The organism is Sunxiuqinia sp. A32 (assembly GCF_052690465.1).
In genome coordinates this window covers 152,624-168,445 of sequence record NZ_JBQYLI010000001.1, presented here as the reverse complement: position 1 = coordinate 168,445, position 15,822 = coordinate 152,624, and the positions used below count along the sequence as shown (strand labels likewise).

Genomic DNA, 15,822 nt, shown 5'->3' with positions numbered 1-15,822 from the left:
TTTCTTTATTTTGCATCATGTTTCTTTCACTATTTATTGAGGGATTTATCGTTGGATTTGCGGTCTCGGTACCGATTGGACCGATTGGCGTATTAGTGTTACAGCGAACTGTGAATAAGAACCGTTTATCCGGTTTCTTTTCAGGGATTGGTGCCGCTACATCGGATACTATTTATGCCGTTATAGCTGGATTTAGTCTTTCATATGTTATTAATTTCATTAAACAATACCAGTTCACATTTCAACTTGTTGGGACATTGATGCTTTTGATACTGGGTATCTTTATTTTTACGAAAAATCCGGTTAAAGACCTGCGGAATTATAGACGAAAAGGTAGCTCTCACTTTCAGGACATGATGTCCACGTTTCTTGTTACCTTTACGAATCCATTGGTTGCTTTAGTATTTCTGGCAGTTTTCACAGGTTCAGGAATTGTTTTGGATATCGCAAAACCCTATCAGGCTTTATTTATGCTTTCAGGCGTATTTCTGGGAGCCAATTTCTGGTGGTTCATTTTGACAAGTCTTGCCGACCTGTTTAAACACAAGTTTAACCTGAGAGTGCTTTGGTGGTTTAATAAAATTGCGGGAGCAATGGTTTTGGTATTTGTACTGGTAAGCCTTATAATAACGCTCACCTCACACTTTATGAATTAAAATTCTTTTCAATTGCAGAAAGAAACGCGTCAGGTATTCTGCATGGTTTATTTGTATTACCATCAAAAAAGACAAGGACCACTTCACCTTCATTAATTAGCTCCCCGGCTTGATTATATATTTCCGTTTTTATTGGAAATTTCACCTTGGGTATTTGATCAACAATTGTACGAACGGTTAATAAATCATCGTAATAAGCAGACTTTAGGTAGTTTATTTTAAGACTTCGAGCCGGAAGCAGAATATTACTATCCTCAATTTCCTTATAGGTCACGCCGAGTTCACGAATCATCTCTGTTCGTCCAATTTCGTAGTAACGTGGATACACTCCATAATAGACAACACCCATCTTATCGGTGTCTTCGTAGTAAACTCTAATTTTTGTTTCGCTAATCAACATAGAAATTACTTAAATGGAGAATCCGGTTCTTTGGCCATATGATTATAGGTAAGTTTGTCCAATAATTTAGGCATGAATTTACCAAGAAATACAGTAACCTTTCCTTCCACAAAAGTTAGTATTAAATGGCGCTTCCTTTTTTCAACTGCCTTCCCAATTAATCTGGCACATTCTTCAGCAGTCATCATACTACCTTCATTGCGAGGAGTTTTTCCTTGCTGAGAGCCATCTCCTATTAGCGCAGATTCTCGAACCTCAGATGCCGTAAATCCAGGTGCTGCAACCAGTACATGCAATCCTTTTTTAAGATTCTCTATTCGAAGTGCATCCAGGAAACCACGGATCGCATATTTTGATGCAGAATAACCGGTACGACCGGGCAACCCGACATAACCGGCGATTGAAATAACTCCGACCAGTGATCCTTTGGTTTTTAATAAATACGGCAAAGCATATTTTGAACAATAAACAGTTCCCCAGAAATTGACATCCATTAATCGTTTAATAACATTTAGGTCCGTTTCTTCAAATATCGAACGCATAGAAATACCAGCATTATTAATCAAAATATCGATCTGCCCAAACTCCTTAACCGCAGCTTCAATCAATTGCTCGCAATCTTTTTCCTGGCTAACATCAACTTTTACAGCGAGTATTTCAACATCAGGAAGCTCTTCTTTCAATTGCTCCAAACGCTCTAGCCGTCGAGCAGCTAAAACTAAACTGGCTCCCTTTTTTGCAAACTCAATTGCCAAAGCTTTACCTATTCCTGAAGATGCCCCGGTAATTATTACAACCTTTTTATCCATATCTACGTTATTTCAAAAACAAAAATAGTTCTTTTTTAGAGTGATCGGCAAAGAAGCATTTAACATCGGGTTGTTAATAAGTAACAATGAAGAAAATCCGATTATTTTTTGTGATAATTTGCAATTAAAAATAGAGTTTTTACCTTTGCACCGCCTTTAAACAAAAAGGCTACATACGAGGATGACTCAGTAGCTCAGCTGGTAGAGCACATCCCTTTTAAGGATGGGGTCCTGGGTTCGAGCCCCAGCTGAGTCACCAAGAAATTTCAAAAGCCTTACAAGCACAAAACTTGTAAGGCTTTTTCTTTTTTAATCATGCAGACATTATTTTGATATTTTATCGATGATAAATTAATTCTGAACGAAATAGAAGTGCACCACCATCATAACGATTCTCATTCACTGCCATCCAACATATTTTTCAAAAAGTTCCATCTCTCGCATATTTACTTGCCCTTTTATTGCGATTTTCTAATTTTATGCTGAAATTGAAATGTAATAAGAGACAGAGCTAATGCCTAAAAGTGATTTAATCATATGGAATAAATTTAAAAATGGTGACGATTTTTGTCTATCACTTATATATTCAGAACATGTAAAATCACTATATATCTATGGTCTGAAATTTACAACCAACAGTGATCTTGTAGAAGATGCAATTCAAGACCTGTTTCTTGATTTGATAAAAAATCGCAAAACCATTGGAACAACAGACAATATTCAATTTTATCTTATCAAATCATTTCGAAGAAAACTAATTAGACGACTTAAAAGAGAACTTCGGTACAGCGATAACAAAATAGATGATTTTTTCTTTGAGTTAAATTACTCGCTGGAAACTAATTTGATTCAGGAGGAAACTTTAAACAATAAAAAAAGACGACTGACCGAGGCTATAAAGAAATTAAGTCCACGACAAAAAGAGGCTATTTATTTAAAATTCGAAAAAGATCTGGATTATAAAGAAATTTCTGAAATACTTGGAACCGGGATTGAAGGCGCCAGAAACCTAATTTACAGATCCATCAAATCCCTGAAAAAACTATTCAAGCAAGATAGCATCTCATCCGTACTACTGCACATTTTTAAAAACTCATCAAACTTTTTTGAAAAAAATCTAATTTAGTTGATGATGTTTTTCATTTGCCTGCCTTTCTATATTGAAAGCAAATTAAAATGGAAACGTATCAATATTTCACATTAGAAGATTTTGTTTTGGATGATGATTTCAGAAAGTGGGTCCTGTCCCCTACTACAACTTCTGAAGAATCATGGAATAATTTCATAAAAAACCACCCGGAAAAAGAAAAAACACTTGATCAGGCAAGATCTATCATTCTATCTTTAAAACCAGTTGAAGAAGACGTACCAAGCCAAAGAATAGATCATTTATGGCAAAGAATCAATAGAAACCGGAACAAAAAACTCTATGGATTTTCAAGTCAATTAATAAAAATTGCTGCTGTTTTTGTATTAGCATTTCTACTGGGTGCTGGTACCCTGTTTATCGTGAATCAATCGAGCAACAATTATTCAGAGATTTACACTGAAGTTAATGTTCCTTTTGGGGAGAAATCTGAAATTACTCTTTATGACGGAACAACAGTTTGGTTAAACTCAGGGACCAAACTTCGCTTCCCTGTCGTGTTTAATTCCAATATCCGAAAAGTATATGTCGAAGGAGAAGCTTTCTTTGATGTCGCAAAAAATAAGAAAAAACCTTTTGTGGTCGTTACTGGTGATTATGGAGTTGAAGTATTGGGAACTCGATTTAACATATGCGCATATCCTCAAGACAATGAATATTACGCAACCTTGGAAGAGGGTAAGATAAAAGCTTACAACCTCACATCCAGCAAGATGACCGAATTAAATCCGAGTGAACAAGCAGTAATAAACCTGCAAACAAAAAACATAAATCTTCGTAAAGTTAATCCAGAGCTATATACATCATGGAAAGACAACATATTAAGATTTGAAGATGCCGAATTCTCTGATCTCATAAAGAAAATGGAGCGTTGGTACGATGTAAAAATAGAAGTTAAAGATATTGAATCATACACGAAGAAGTATAACATGTCGATAAAGACAGAAAGTCTTAGAGAAATGCTAAAATTAATTTCATTAACAACACCAATAAACTATGAAATAAACGAGAACAAAGTATTCATTACCAGACAGTGAAAATAGGAAAGTGCTGGGAACACTTTCCTGTGATTCTTCATGCTGCGCATGAATTAAGATAACTAATCCCTCGCATGGGAAAAAATTAACCTTAGAAACGCAAATCTATGAAAAAAAAATGGTTTAATGATTGGAGAGTCACATCTCCAATTCAAAAATGGTTACGAATTATGAAACTGACCTTGCTTATTTTTTTAGCGACATTCATGCATCTAAGTGCCAGTGTCTACTCTCAACAAACCAAGCTAGACCTAACACTGCAAAATGCAACGATCCGGGAAGCTCTTCGCTCCATAGAGGATCAAAGTGGATATTACTTTCTGTATACCAACGAAGATGTTGAGATAAACAGAAAAGTAAACATCGATTTAAAGAAGATGTCCATTGAAGATGTGCTTGATAATTTATTCAAAGGAACAGATGTTGTATACAAAATTGCTGATCGTCAGGTTGTATTATTAAAAGAAAACCAGACAAACGCTAATGTTAATCAACAAACCTCTGTTTCCGGAAAAGTAACCGATGTTTCCGGAGCACCTCTACCTGGAGTTACAGTAATTATCAAAGGTACTACTCAAGGTACAATTACGGATTTTGAAGGAAACTACACCATCTCCAATGTCCCGGGAGATGCAACCTTAATTATTTCTTTTGTAGGTATGAGGACTCAAGAAATTCTTGTTGGTGGAAGGTCTAATATAAACGTTAAACTGGAAGAGGAAACAGTTGGTATTGAGGAGGTCGTAGCCGTAGGATATGGTACGTTGACCAAACGAGAATTAACAGCTGCTGTTAGTTCGGTAAAGAGTGAGGATCTGGTTGACAGAACCAATGCCTTCAACGTTATGGAGAGTCTTGCAGGAAAGGTAGCCGGGGTGAAAAATATATCCTTCTCGGGTAAGCCAGGTGGAGCTTCTTCATTAAGAATTCGTGGTATGGGATCGATTAATGCCGATAGTAATCCGATATACGTTTTGGACGGTGTTGTTGGTGTGGATCCTCAAATTATCAATGCCTCGAATATCGAATCTATTGACGTATTGAAAGACGCTGCCGCTACAGCAATGTACGGGGCTCAAGGATCGAATGGTGTTGTTATTATTACGACTAAAAGTGGAAAGAAAGATCAGGGAACTTTAACCTACAGCGGAAAATTAGGTGTGGGTTATCTAGGTCGAAAAATAGATGTTTTGGATGCAGACGGATTCATGGAAGTCCAAAAACGCGCTTATGGATATAGTGGAAAAGTGATGCCCCATTTGATTAATCCAATGGAAAACCTTTTCTACTATTCAAAGGACGCATCTGGAAATTTTTTAAGAGATGACGCAGGAAATTTAATTGCTTCACCCAAATACGACACTGACTGGCAGGATGCAATTACTCAAAATGCAATTACAGAAGACCATAATCTTGCCTTTTCAACCAGAAACGATAAAACAGCTGTTTATGCAAGTTTAGGTTATCAGGATTTCCGGGGATTGGTTAAATACACGTATTCAGAACGTTTTTCAGGAACCGTGAATTTACAGAGTGAAATTAATGATTGGCTGAATATACAAGCTGTGGTCACTACAGGTTCTCGTAAAAGTAACGACATGGAAGGTGGTTTTGGTCAAGGTCCAATCCGAAATATGATTGAAATGCCGCCTATTGTTCCCGTACAATATGAAGATGGCACATGGGGACGTAAGAGCGATTATCCACTCGGAGAATCCGGAGAAAGTCCGATTCGTTTATTGCAGAACCAAAAAAATATTCAGGAGAGAAATTTCACGGTATTCAACTTAGTATCAACATTTAAGTTGCATGACAACCTTTATTTTACTGCCAAAGGTGATATGCAAACCACTAACGGACGAAATATCAGGTATGCAAAAGCTGGACTGTTAGACGTTAGTGAAACCAATAACGGTTTTGCTGATATCTATAATTCTGTTAGCAGAAAAATGTCGAATGAGGATTATTTCACCTACAGCAACAGCTTCTTTGACGACCAGATAAAGTCAAATTTTGTGTTAGGTGCCAGTTGGTACTATTATCGCAGTGAAAGCTCCTCAAGTGGTTCAGAAGATTACTTTGATGATTATTTCCAATATTACAATTTAGGAGCAGGTACTACCTACCATGCACCATCATCAGGCATGACTCAAAATACCATCAGTTCCTTTTATTTTAGGATGAACCATAGTTTTAAAGACAGGTACTATCTTGGAATAACATTAAGGGCAGACGGAGCATCCAATTTCGGTGCAAATAATAAGTATGGGTATTTCCCATCTGCTTCTGCTGCTTGGGTTATTTCTGATGAAGACTTTTTCGGTTCTGCTAAAAATGTATTTAATAATATGAAATTAAGGTTGAGTTATGGCGCTGTAGGAAATGCGTCAATACCAAACTACCGAACTATTTCTTCTTACAGCAATAATTCGTTGATTTTCAATAAAGTTCTGCAGCCATATGTTATTCTTGGAAATCTTGGGAATGCAGATTTAAAATGGGAGACTTCAAAACAGTTTAACCTTGGGTTGGACATGGGACTTTATGATAACCGTTTCGAACTATTGGTTGATCTCTATCATAAATCAACTCAGGATTTATTGTTCTCAAAACAGGTACCATATACAACAGGTTATGCAAGTACATGGACCAACCTTGGCGAGATCGTAAACGAAGGACTTGAAGTAACTCTAACATCAAGAAATATTGCTACCAGAAACTTCAACTGGACAACAAATCTTATTTTTTCCAATAATAAATTAGTTGTTAAAGATGTAGGTGGCGAGACAATTAACACTGGTAATAACACCGTTGCAAAAGAAGGTGAAGAGTGGGCGACTTACTACGTATACAAGCGAATTGGAACTTGGGGATTAGATGAGATCGAGGAAGCTGCCGTTTTTGGCAAAAAACCTGGAGACTTAAAATATGAAGATGTAGATGGTGACGGTGTAATTAATGATAACGACCGACAGCCTTTTGGCAATGGACTTCCAAAAGGGGACTTCAATATGGTAAATACCCTTAGCTACAAAGGATTATCTCTTATGGTTGATTTAAACCTTAGCTATGGAGCTAAATTGATGGGGATCACAACAACAATGATGGAGAACCGCCAGATTTATGGAAACTCGATGGTTTCAGTTTTAGATGCATGGACACCTGAGAATCAAAACTCTATGATTTCAGCGATTCGCCTCCCTTCTGATGTTTATTTTGGAGAAAATGAGAAGGATAGCCGGATGTTATATAATGGTGATTTTCTCAGAATAAGAAATATTGCATTGACTTATGATTTTAATTCTAAGACTCTCAATAAGATCGGGTTTATTAAAGGATTAAGTGTAGGAGTTAATATTGAAAATGCATACGTATTTACCAGTTTCCCGGGATTCGATCCAGAAATTGGAGCTTTTTCAACTGATTCAGGTCAGGGAATAGAATTCTATTCTTATCCAAGGCCTACTACGGTTTCTGCAAATCTCAATGTTACATTTTAAAATCTTCAGAAATTATGAAAAGATATATATTTAATATAAGTTGGCTAATTGCATTAATCGTTATTTGCACTTCGTGCGATGACTTTTTAACAGAAGAGCCAAAAACATTTTTGTCTCCTGATTTTTACTACCAATCAGAAGCACAGGTGCAAGCTGCAGTAAACGGGCTTTATACATACTTAGATGACCGTTTCTCTTCAGACATTGGACCAGGAACTCAAACCTATCTGTTTTTAGAATATCTACATGGATATGCCGTTAGACCTTACACTTCAAGTAGTCAAGATCTTAATCAGGCGGTTAATTTAAATGTAAAAGAAGATAATGGGTATGCGCAAAAACTATGGTCAACTCATTATGTCGCCATTGAAAACTGCAACAGTGTACTTGAAGGAATAAAGGACGTTACCACCGAAATCATTGCTGACAATACAAAAAACGTCCTATGGGGAGAAGCCTATTTTTTACGTGCTTACAATTACTTCAATCTAGTTCGGTTATTTGGAGAAATTCCATTAAAACTGGAAAGCACCAAAAGTCTGGCAGATACTGAAATCGAACTATCATCTGTGGATGCGGTATATACACAAATAGAAAAGGATCTTCTAAAAGCAGATTCATTAATGGTCAATAACTCATGGACTAGTGTAGAAGGTCGTGTTGCTAAAGGAGCTGTAAAATCCATGCTTGCCAAGGTATACTTAACAATGGCTGGTTATCCGCTTCAAAAAGGCAATACCTATTACCAGAAAGCATTTGATCAAGCAAAAGCTGTTGTAGCAAGTTCAAAATATTACCTGTTTGACAACTATGCAGCTTTGAGAGATCCCGCGAACGAAAACACAGGCGAATATATTTGGATGATTCAACGTCAAAGCCAATATGCAGGTTCGCCAGTACATTTTAACTTACTACCTTATCCTGAGCCAGAAAAACCAATTTCTTCTGCCGGGGCAAACGGAGGAGCTTTGGCACCTGCACAAGCATTCTACGATTCCTATACTCCAGGAGATAAAAGGTTAGAAGAAAAAGGATTTTATTACACGCAACACGAAGCATTGGGTGATCCTGGTACGATCGTACAACTCGCACAACCGTATATTTATAAATTTTGGGATAGCGCTGCTGCTCAATCAGGAAACTCAGGTAAAAATTTTCCTTTAATTACTTATGCAGATGTATTACTAACGCTAGCCGAAGCAAAAACTCAAGTAGATGGTGGTAATACCAACAATGCAGAGGCTATTGACGCATATTTTGAAGTAAGAAGCAGAGCAAATCCTGTTGAGACAAAACCCTCGCTCCTTTCTGTGGATGACATTTTAAAAGAAAGATTCTGGGAACTTTGTTTTGAAGGACACACTTGGTTCGACATGCTGAGGACAAGAAGAGCACTGAATGTCACTTCCAGAAATATGGTGAACATGATTGGGTATAATGCACCTGCTCATCCTGAAGGACACCAATTTGCTGAAGACGATTTGTATTTCCCTTATCCAATCAGAGAAAAGCGGTTGAATCCAAATCTGGTACGAAATTAATACGTACAACTATCAGCAACATGGTTGTTTGATGAGTTCATCCTGACATAGCAAAAAGATTTGAAGCATTTTGCATTAATTATTGAAACAGTTACTTAATGAATTTACAAATAAAATCAATGATTCTCCTAGGTATAATATTATCGATGCTTATATCCTGTAAGGATGATGATGGTACCAATTTGAGACCAAATATTTTTAACGAGGATAATGAGAATAGTACCTTATTAAGCGTAAAGTACACATCAAATGCAGATTCTGTTATTCTTACATGGGAACTATTAACTGATACAGTAACATTTGATCATTTTCAGGTTTCTGAAGAGAAGTCAAACAAAATTGTACAGCTTGGTCATGATGATACTAAATGCATCTTGACTCATTTTCCCTACCAGGAACTGGTCCCAATATCCATTTCCTTTATGAAGAATGAAAAGGCCATTAATACATACACGCTAAATGTAATGATAGATGGACTGGATACTATTTTTGCCCACACATTGATCCCTGACAGAGGGAGTGTTACAGGTGGAGATGGTACATATTCCATTGCATTGCCAGATGGTCGATCTATTTTTCTAATGGGTGATTCCTTTATAGGACCTGTTACCGATGGAGCACGCTCCATGCAGGATCATATGTTTCGGAATACATATATCTTATATGACGAGGGTCAGGTAAGTGGAATATACAATGCAAATGGAGATAAAACTTCTGCTGCCGTACCACCAGGTGTAACCGACGAAGGTCAAAAATGGTACTGGCCCGGACATGGTTTTGTAAATGACAACAAACTGTACATTTTCCAAACATTAATGTACCAGGGAGAAGCAGGAATGTGGGGATTTCGGTATGAAAAGACAGATATATTGGAATATAATTTACCCAATATTGAACTCGTTCAAACGGTCGATATTCCATTTCAAGGTTCACCAGATATCCACTATGGAATGGCCGCCTTAAAAGAAGATGACTATGTATACATCTACGCCCAAGTGGACATTGAAAATGGATTGAATACAATTTCAGATGTATTAGTTGCACGAACTACCATGGAAGATCTCTACACCAAGTGGGAATATTTTGACGGTTCCGGCTGGAGCCAGAATTCCTCTGATGCAGTGAAACTGGAAGGCCTTTCAAGCGTTCCTGTCTCTTCTCAATTTAATGTTTTTAAACTCAATGGGAAATACGTTCTGTTGACTCAGAAAAAACAATTTTTATCTGGAGAGATTTACACTTTTATCGCAGATAGTCCGCAAGGACCATGGTACAATAAGCAACTGATCTATAATACTCAGGAACAAAACACTCCTGATATATTTACCTATAATGCTATGGCACATCCTCAATTCACAAAAGATGGAATGATATTGATTAGTTACAATATCAACAACGGAGATTTTGTGAAACAACATGAGGATGTCTCTACTTATCGACCCAAGTTTTTTTGGGTAGAAATTGATAAGATACTTAACAATTAAAGTAGTTGGTGAAAATGCGTAAACTAATTACAAACTTTTAAAACATTCAATTATGAAAAATAAAATAATAAAAATATCGATTGTATTGTTGATTTTTTCACTCTTTGCCTGTGACGAAGAAATTTCAAACAAGATGACAATGGATTATCCGCTGAATTATGACATCGAATATGGCATAAGGCAGGTCTTACAATACGATCCAATGAATATCAACGGGATCAACGTCTCTGATAAATTAGATTTCTTCAGTACGATAAAGTTTACATTGCATTACAATGATGGCAAACTTACAGGATTAACTTATTCTAATGGCGATGTTCCTTTTTCTCCTTTCGGTTTTGAAGGTGGTGAAGAACTTGATGTTGACTGTGAACTGGATTATGACGTTTTCCCAAATGAACTACGCATCCTTGGCACGAACCAGGTAGTAGCGTATTTCCAAAATGGAGAATTTATAATGCCATTCCAATTGGACTGTGACTTATTGAGTTACAAATACACATTCAAGAATATTGAATAGTTTGGATATTAATGAAGTTTAATTTTAAAAAGTACAAAAATGAAATACTTGAAAAAATATAGAGCCTTGATGATGATTTTCATCTTTCCATTACTAGCAATAATGTGTATGACCATTGAGAATATCATTTATCCTGATGATCCACAGGTTAACAGTGACATTCAAATTGGAGTCGACATAAAACTGGTACCGGAAAATGATGACAATACTCAATTGACTTTTGCAGTACTGGCACCAAAAAGCTGGAATCTTGCTGATAATGCCGAGTTATTTATAACCACTACTGGTTATACAAAAGGAGATATTTCAAATGAAAAAATGGTTTTAATGCCAGAATCAGAGATTGAACCAACAACCGCCCTTCCCTGGTCAACTGCTTTACAAAGTGAAATTGGACTAATGGGCAACTTAGGGCCAGTTGAGTGGGTTGTCTTTCATACTCAAACAACCTTTATTATCACCGATGAAGATGAAAAACTCATCACTGCAAACGTAAAAATCAATCTGACCACAGGTAGCGAGAATATTAAGCTGTTCATGGGGTACTTCTTTTGTGGAAAAAACAGAGGTCTTCATGACGAATATTACGAACCAAACGCAAAAACAAAAGTGCTGACAGTTATGGGTGGTTCAAATCCATTGTTAGATTACACAACTGTAAGTTTGGTATCAACAGTTCCCGCAAGCTATGGCTGGGGAGATATCTTTTCCTTGAAATTTGAAACTGTTGCCGGTGCAGTGGAAACTCCATTAAAGGATGCTGCAAAGGTTTATCTTTATGGAAAAGTTTTTTATGCTGATGGAAATGACTCTACCGTTGTAGATGTTATAAGTGATAAAACACTGATGGAAAAGGTTGGAGAAACTACCTGGCAAAAATACATTTATCCTAAAGATTTCTTCAACTTACCGGATGATGCAGTTATAACAGAGGCAAAGTTCCATTTTTCAAACGAAGACCAAAGTATAATTGTTAAGCAAGCTTCCGGAGATGATTTTGTAATCATGGAAACCTGTAATTAACCTGATTAGTTAAGGGTATTTAAATTAACTAAATCAGTGAAGTTTTACTTTGAAAAACTTAATTATTCAATCAACCCTGTGCCTTTTAGGGCATAGGAAAACTTAAAGACTAACCGGGGTGTCTCATGGATTATACTTGCCTGACTAAAGGCAGGCTTATTGTTCCACAAAACAATTTGAAAAATTTTTCCATAGAGATACCCCGGAAGCTTGAGATCTGGAATTTCATTGATCACATTGAAAGGTGGCGAATGAATTTGAAGGTGACTGTCTTAAAAAATAAACCTAACAATGAAATTTTATATTCTGATAGTAGTATTAAGCTTCACCTTTTGTATAGCGTGCAAAAAGGAAGAAGCACAAAAAAGTGATCAGGCAGAAATAGTCAGTTTTTCTATTGGATCATTTCAGGATGGTGAAGCTGAATTTAGCTTTGAAAATGACTCTGCTAAAATAAAACTGTGGGCAAATGACGGAATTGACCTTTCGACACTAAAACCTACTATTGTCGTTTCAGATTTCGCCACAATAACTCCTGCCTCTGGCGAAGTAGTGAATTTTTTGTTGGATAATGGAAAATACGTTTATCGGGTAATCTCCGAATCCGGGCTAGTCAAACAATGGTATATTCAAATTATTTATAATTCTTCATTGGTTTTAATTCCCAACAATGGGGAATGGGACTCCAATGTTAAAGTTTACGAAGCTACTGAATACAACGATTTCTTAACCAGATATGAAGGTTGGAATGGAGGAGACGGATGCTATTCCGTTTTACTTCCAAATGGTGATATTCTATGGACCTTTCAAGATAGCTTTTTTGGGCACATAGAGAGCAACAGATCAAGAGTTGACAACACTTTTGTGCGCAACGCAGCATTCATTCAACAGGACATGTCCCTTGATGATATTGTCCAGTTAAATCCGGGACAGGGCAATCAAGCTGAAACCTGGACAAAATATGCCGGATCTGCTGATGATGAAGATTGGTATTGGACAGGTGACTCACACGTACATAATGGAAAACTACAAGTGTTGATGGGACATATTACAACAACAGGGAACGGTGCATGGGACTTCAAGCAAGTTTCAACGGATGTAGGTGTATTCTCATTGCCCGATCTTACGCTTGAAAAGATTGTTAAAGACGTTGATAAAAGTAGCGTGCCTTATAGCTCTGGACTGTTTGACGCTTCCGATGGTTATACCTATTTGTATGGGAATGAAAATGGTTATTTAACTTCTTATTTGCGAATAGCCAGGGTTCAAGCTGGAGACCTGACAAGTCCTTGGGAATACCTTACGAAGAGTGGATGGTCGCAAGTCCGCGATGATCATTACATCCTACAAAATGTTACCGTACCTAATGTCTTTGAGAAGGATGGAAAGTATTATTTGGTTTCCCAGGAGATTATTTTTGGTAGGGACATTTATATTTGGGAAGCCCCCAGCCCGATTGGACCGTGGACAAACAAGCGAACAATCTATAAAATTCCGGAGAAATATACCCATCCGGAGTTTATCACCTATAATTCTACGATTCACGCGCATTTGTCAAAAGAAGGTGAGTTAGTCCTTGCTTACAATATTAACCCAACAGATTTCTGGTCAAATTTCAATAATCCAGGAAGTGCCGACCGATACCGACCGTATTTTGTTCGAATCTATAATTGGGAGTAAGAGGAACAATTATTGCTTTAAAATAACCTAGAAAAAACAACATGAACTTGAAGAAGTATATTCGTGTAGTCATTGCCTGGATTGGGATTTTATCCATTCAGGCTCAAAATAGTATTTCAATTTTAAAAAAAGGAGAACGAGCAGTTTTTATTGGAAACAGTGTCACACATGGCTGCCATTACCATTCATTTATATGGTTATACTGCATGACCCGATTCTTTCAATAATAAAGTTAAATTATACGGTTTTCGAACGAAGGATTATTGTTCAATTTTAAAAGTTGCAGATAATATCACGATTTCATAGATCCAATTAAATTTAATAAAATTGTGAATCTTTGAAGAGACCGAATGAATAACTCGACGCAGACAAATTTGATTTTGACTAATGTTTCTTCTTTTGAGAACTTTTTCAAAAGAAATTATGCTTTAGCCTGTCTGGTTGCCATGAAATATTTAAAAGATGAGCAAAAAGCTGAAGACATCGTGCAAGAGGTTTTTATAAATCTATGGCAAAAAAGAGATGAATTGAATATTCATTCCAACCTTAAACAATATCTGCTGAATGCAGTACGAAACAAAAGTCTGAATCTATTGCAAAGAGAACATAAATTTGACGATTTAACTTCTCAAAATATGGATGGTGCTATCCTGGAAGAACCAGATCTCAAATTTTCAGATGAAGAATTATCAGTCAAAATTTCGGAGTCGATCGATTTGCTACCCCCACAATGCAGAAAGATATTCATGATGGCTTATTTAGATAATTTGACTTATAAAGAGATTGCAAATACTTTGAACCTTTCTAAAAACACGATAAAGACACAAATGGGAATTGCTTATAAAATTTTAAGGGAAAACTTAAAAAATTATTTCATTGCCCAACTTATTGTATTATTCAGAAAATTAGACAGATAATCCTGCGACAACTACTCTTTTAAAGACATCTATCAAAAAATGAATAAAAATTTTAAGTTTCTATTCACCCTACCTGATAAAATCTGTGTCTAAAGGATAAAATGAAACAAGAAGAACAAAATAAATGGGAACATTGGGCGTCTATTCTTCATAACGAAGAGAAGGTAGATCCCGATCTACAAAATGAAGTTGATAGAAAAGACTTTGAAGCAGCTCAAAATATTTTTGACGTTAGAGAGAAAGTCAAACAATCATCCAAATTTAGATCGGCTGACACCGTTTGGAATGAAATAAATCTTCAGATTCAAACAAAAACCAGAAGACTGGAATTCATAAAATATGCTGCTGTTTTTCTTTTTTCAATCCTGCTCACAAGTGCCACATTCTGGTTTGTAAACAGTCGAGATTCCTACCAGAACGAATATGCGACCATCGTTTCTCCAAAAGGTCAAATCTCAAATATTACTTTATTTGATGGAACCAACATTTGGCTAAATGCCGGATCAAAAATCAAATACAAACACTCCTTCAATCAAAACAACAGAGAGATCATCCTGGAAGGAGAAGCCTTATTTTCTGTTACCAAGAATAAAAAACTGCCTTTTATTGTCCACGCAGGAAAATCGCAGATAAAAGTGTATGGAACTGAATTCAATGTAAAAGCATACAAAGAAGACTCAAAGATTGAGACCGTCTTAATTGAAGGGAAAGTTCAATTTTCTGCCGATAAAAAATTAGTCATGATGACTCCGGGAGAACAAGTGGTATTCTCGGAGACGAGTGGACAAATAACCCGACGAAACGTTAATCCAAATGACTATACCTCATGGAAAGGCGGAAAGATATACTTTAACAACGAGCCGCTGTTGGATTTGGTGCATCAACTGGAACGCTGGTATGAAGTGAAATTTTCTTTTGAAAATGATAAAATAAAATCATACCGCTTTTCAGGAGTAATTAATAAAGAGAAATCAATCGCTTATACGCTAAATATTATTCAGGAAATAAATAAAGTCGAATTTAAAATTGAAAAAGAACAAATTAAGATTATGGATAAATAAAAAAAGGCCGGATTATGCTGGTAACATAGTCCGACCCCTAAATAATC

The 15,822-nt window shown here is 36.4% G+C and carries 14 protein-coding genes and 1 tRNA gene; 13 read left to right on the top strand and 2 right to left on the bottom strand.

Annotated features, from left to right (window positions below; genetic code table 11):
* Positions 1–17: 17 nt before the first annotated feature.
* Positions 18–656 carry a LysE family translocator gene (locus ACUNWD_RS00555; protein ID WP_445585807.1) on the top strand — a complete coding sequence of 213 codons (639 nt, stop codon included), beginning with the start codon at positions 18–20 and terminating at the stop codon, positions 654–656.
* On the opposite strand, the gene ACUNWD_RS00550 is transcribed toward ACUNWD_RS00555, so the two are convergent.
* Both ACUNWD_RS00550 and ACUNWD_RS00545 read right to left on the bottom strand, forming a co-directional pair.
* The gene (locus ACUNWD_RS00550) at positions 646–1,056 is read right to left on the bottom strand and encodes an acyl-CoA thioesterase (RefSeq protein ID WP_445585806.1); all 411 of its coding nucleotides are present in this window, start codon (positions 1,054–1,056) and stop codon (positions 646–648) included. The two genes, ACUNWD_RS00555 and ACUNWD_RS00550, sit on opposite strands and share 11 nt — an antisense overlap.
* A 5-nt stretch (positions 1,057–1,061) precedes the next feature.
* Positions 1,062–1,865 carry an SDR family oxidoreductase gene (locus tag ACUNWD_RS00545; RefSeq protein WP_445585805.1) on the bottom strand — a complete coding sequence of 268 codons (804 nt, stop codon included), beginning with the start codon at positions 1,863–1,865 and terminating at the stop codon, positions 1,062–1,064.
* Between the two features lie 183 nt (positions 1,866–2,048).
* Between ACUNWD_RS00545 and ACUNWD_RS00540 the strand changes: the two genes are divergently transcribed.
* The 12 genes from ACUNWD_RS00540 to ACUNWD_RS00485 all read left to right on the top strand — a co-directional run bounded on the left by ACUNWD_RS00540 (position 2,049) and on the right by ACUNWD_RS00485 (position 15,775).
* A tRNA-Lys gene (locus ACUNWD_RS00540) sits at positions 2,049–2,124 on the top strand.
* 255 nt (positions 2,125–2,379) lie between these two features.
* Complete coding sequence (locus tag ACUNWD_RS00535; protein WP_445585804.1) at positions 2,380–2,991, top strand: RNA polymerase sigma factor; 612 nt, start codon at positions 2,380–2,382, stop codon at positions 2,989–2,991.
* A gap of 50 nt (positions 2,992–3,041) precedes the next feature.
* Positions 3,042–4,049 carry a FecR family protein gene (locus tag ACUNWD_RS00530; protein WP_445585803.1) on the top strand — a complete coding sequence of 336 codons (1,008 nt, stop codon included), beginning with the start codon at positions 3,042–3,044 and terminating at the stop codon, positions 4,047–4,049.
* Between the two features lie 107 nt (positions 4,050–4,156).
* Positions 4,157–7,549: a TonB-dependent receptor gene (locus ACUNWD_RS00525; protein ID WP_445585802.1), complete on the top strand. Its 3,393-nt coding sequence runs from the start codon at positions 4,157–4,159 to the stop codon at positions 7,547–7,549.
* 14 nt (positions 7,550–7,563) lie between these two features.
* Positions 7,564–9,090 (top strand): RagB/SusD family nutrient uptake outer membrane protein, encoded by a 1,527-nt coding sequence (locus ACUNWD_RS00520; RefSeq protein WP_445585801.1) that lies wholly within the window; start codon positions 7,564–7,566, stop codon positions 9,088–9,090.
* Between the two features lie 98 nt (positions 9,091–9,188).
* On the top strand, positions 9,189–10,574 hold the full coding sequence (locus tag ACUNWD_RS00515; RefSeq protein ID WP_445585800.1) for a DUF5005 domain-containing protein: 1,386 nt from the start codon (positions 9,189–9,191) through the stop codon (positions 10,572–10,574).
* Positions 10,575–10,626: 52 nt separating this feature from the next.
* Complete coding sequence (locus tag ACUNWD_RS00510; protein ID WP_445585799.1) at positions 10,627–11,094, top strand: hypothetical protein; 468 nt, start codon at positions 10,627–10,629, stop codon at positions 11,092–11,094.
* A gap of 39 nt (positions 11,095–11,133) precedes the next feature.
* Positions 11,134–12,117, top strand: coding sequence for a DUF4961 domain-containing protein (locus ACUNWD_RS00505; RefSeq protein WP_445585798.1), 984 nt, complete (start codon positions 11,134–11,136; stop codon positions 12,115–12,117).
* Positions 12,118–12,408: 291 nt separating this feature from the next.
* The gene (locus tag ACUNWD_RS00500; protein WP_445585797.1) at positions 12,409–13,797 is read left to right on the top strand and encodes a DUF5005 domain-containing protein; all 1,389 of its coding nucleotides are present in this window, start codon (positions 12,409–12,411) and stop codon (positions 13,795–13,797) included.
* A 41-nt stretch (positions 13,798–13,838) separates the two neighbouring features.
* Positions 13,839–14,024, top strand: a complete 186-nt coding sequence (locus ACUNWD_RS00495; RefSeq protein WP_445585796.1) for a hypothetical protein — start codon at positions 13,839–13,841, stop codon at positions 14,022–14,024.
* A 123-nt stretch (positions 14,025–14,147) separates the two neighbouring features.
* Entirely contained in the window at positions 14,148–14,714 is a 567-nt protein-coding gene (locus tag ACUNWD_RS00490) for an RNA polymerase sigma-70 factor (RefSeq protein ID WP_445585795.1), read from the top strand.
* 101 nt (positions 14,715–14,815) lie between these two features.
* Positions 14,816–15,775 (top strand): FecR family protein, encoded by a 960-nt coding sequence (locus tag ACUNWD_RS00485; RefSeq protein ID WP_445585794.1) that lies wholly within the window; start codon positions 14,816–14,818, stop codon positions 15,773–15,775.
* The last annotated feature ends 47 nt before the right edge of the window (positions 15,776–15,822 follow it).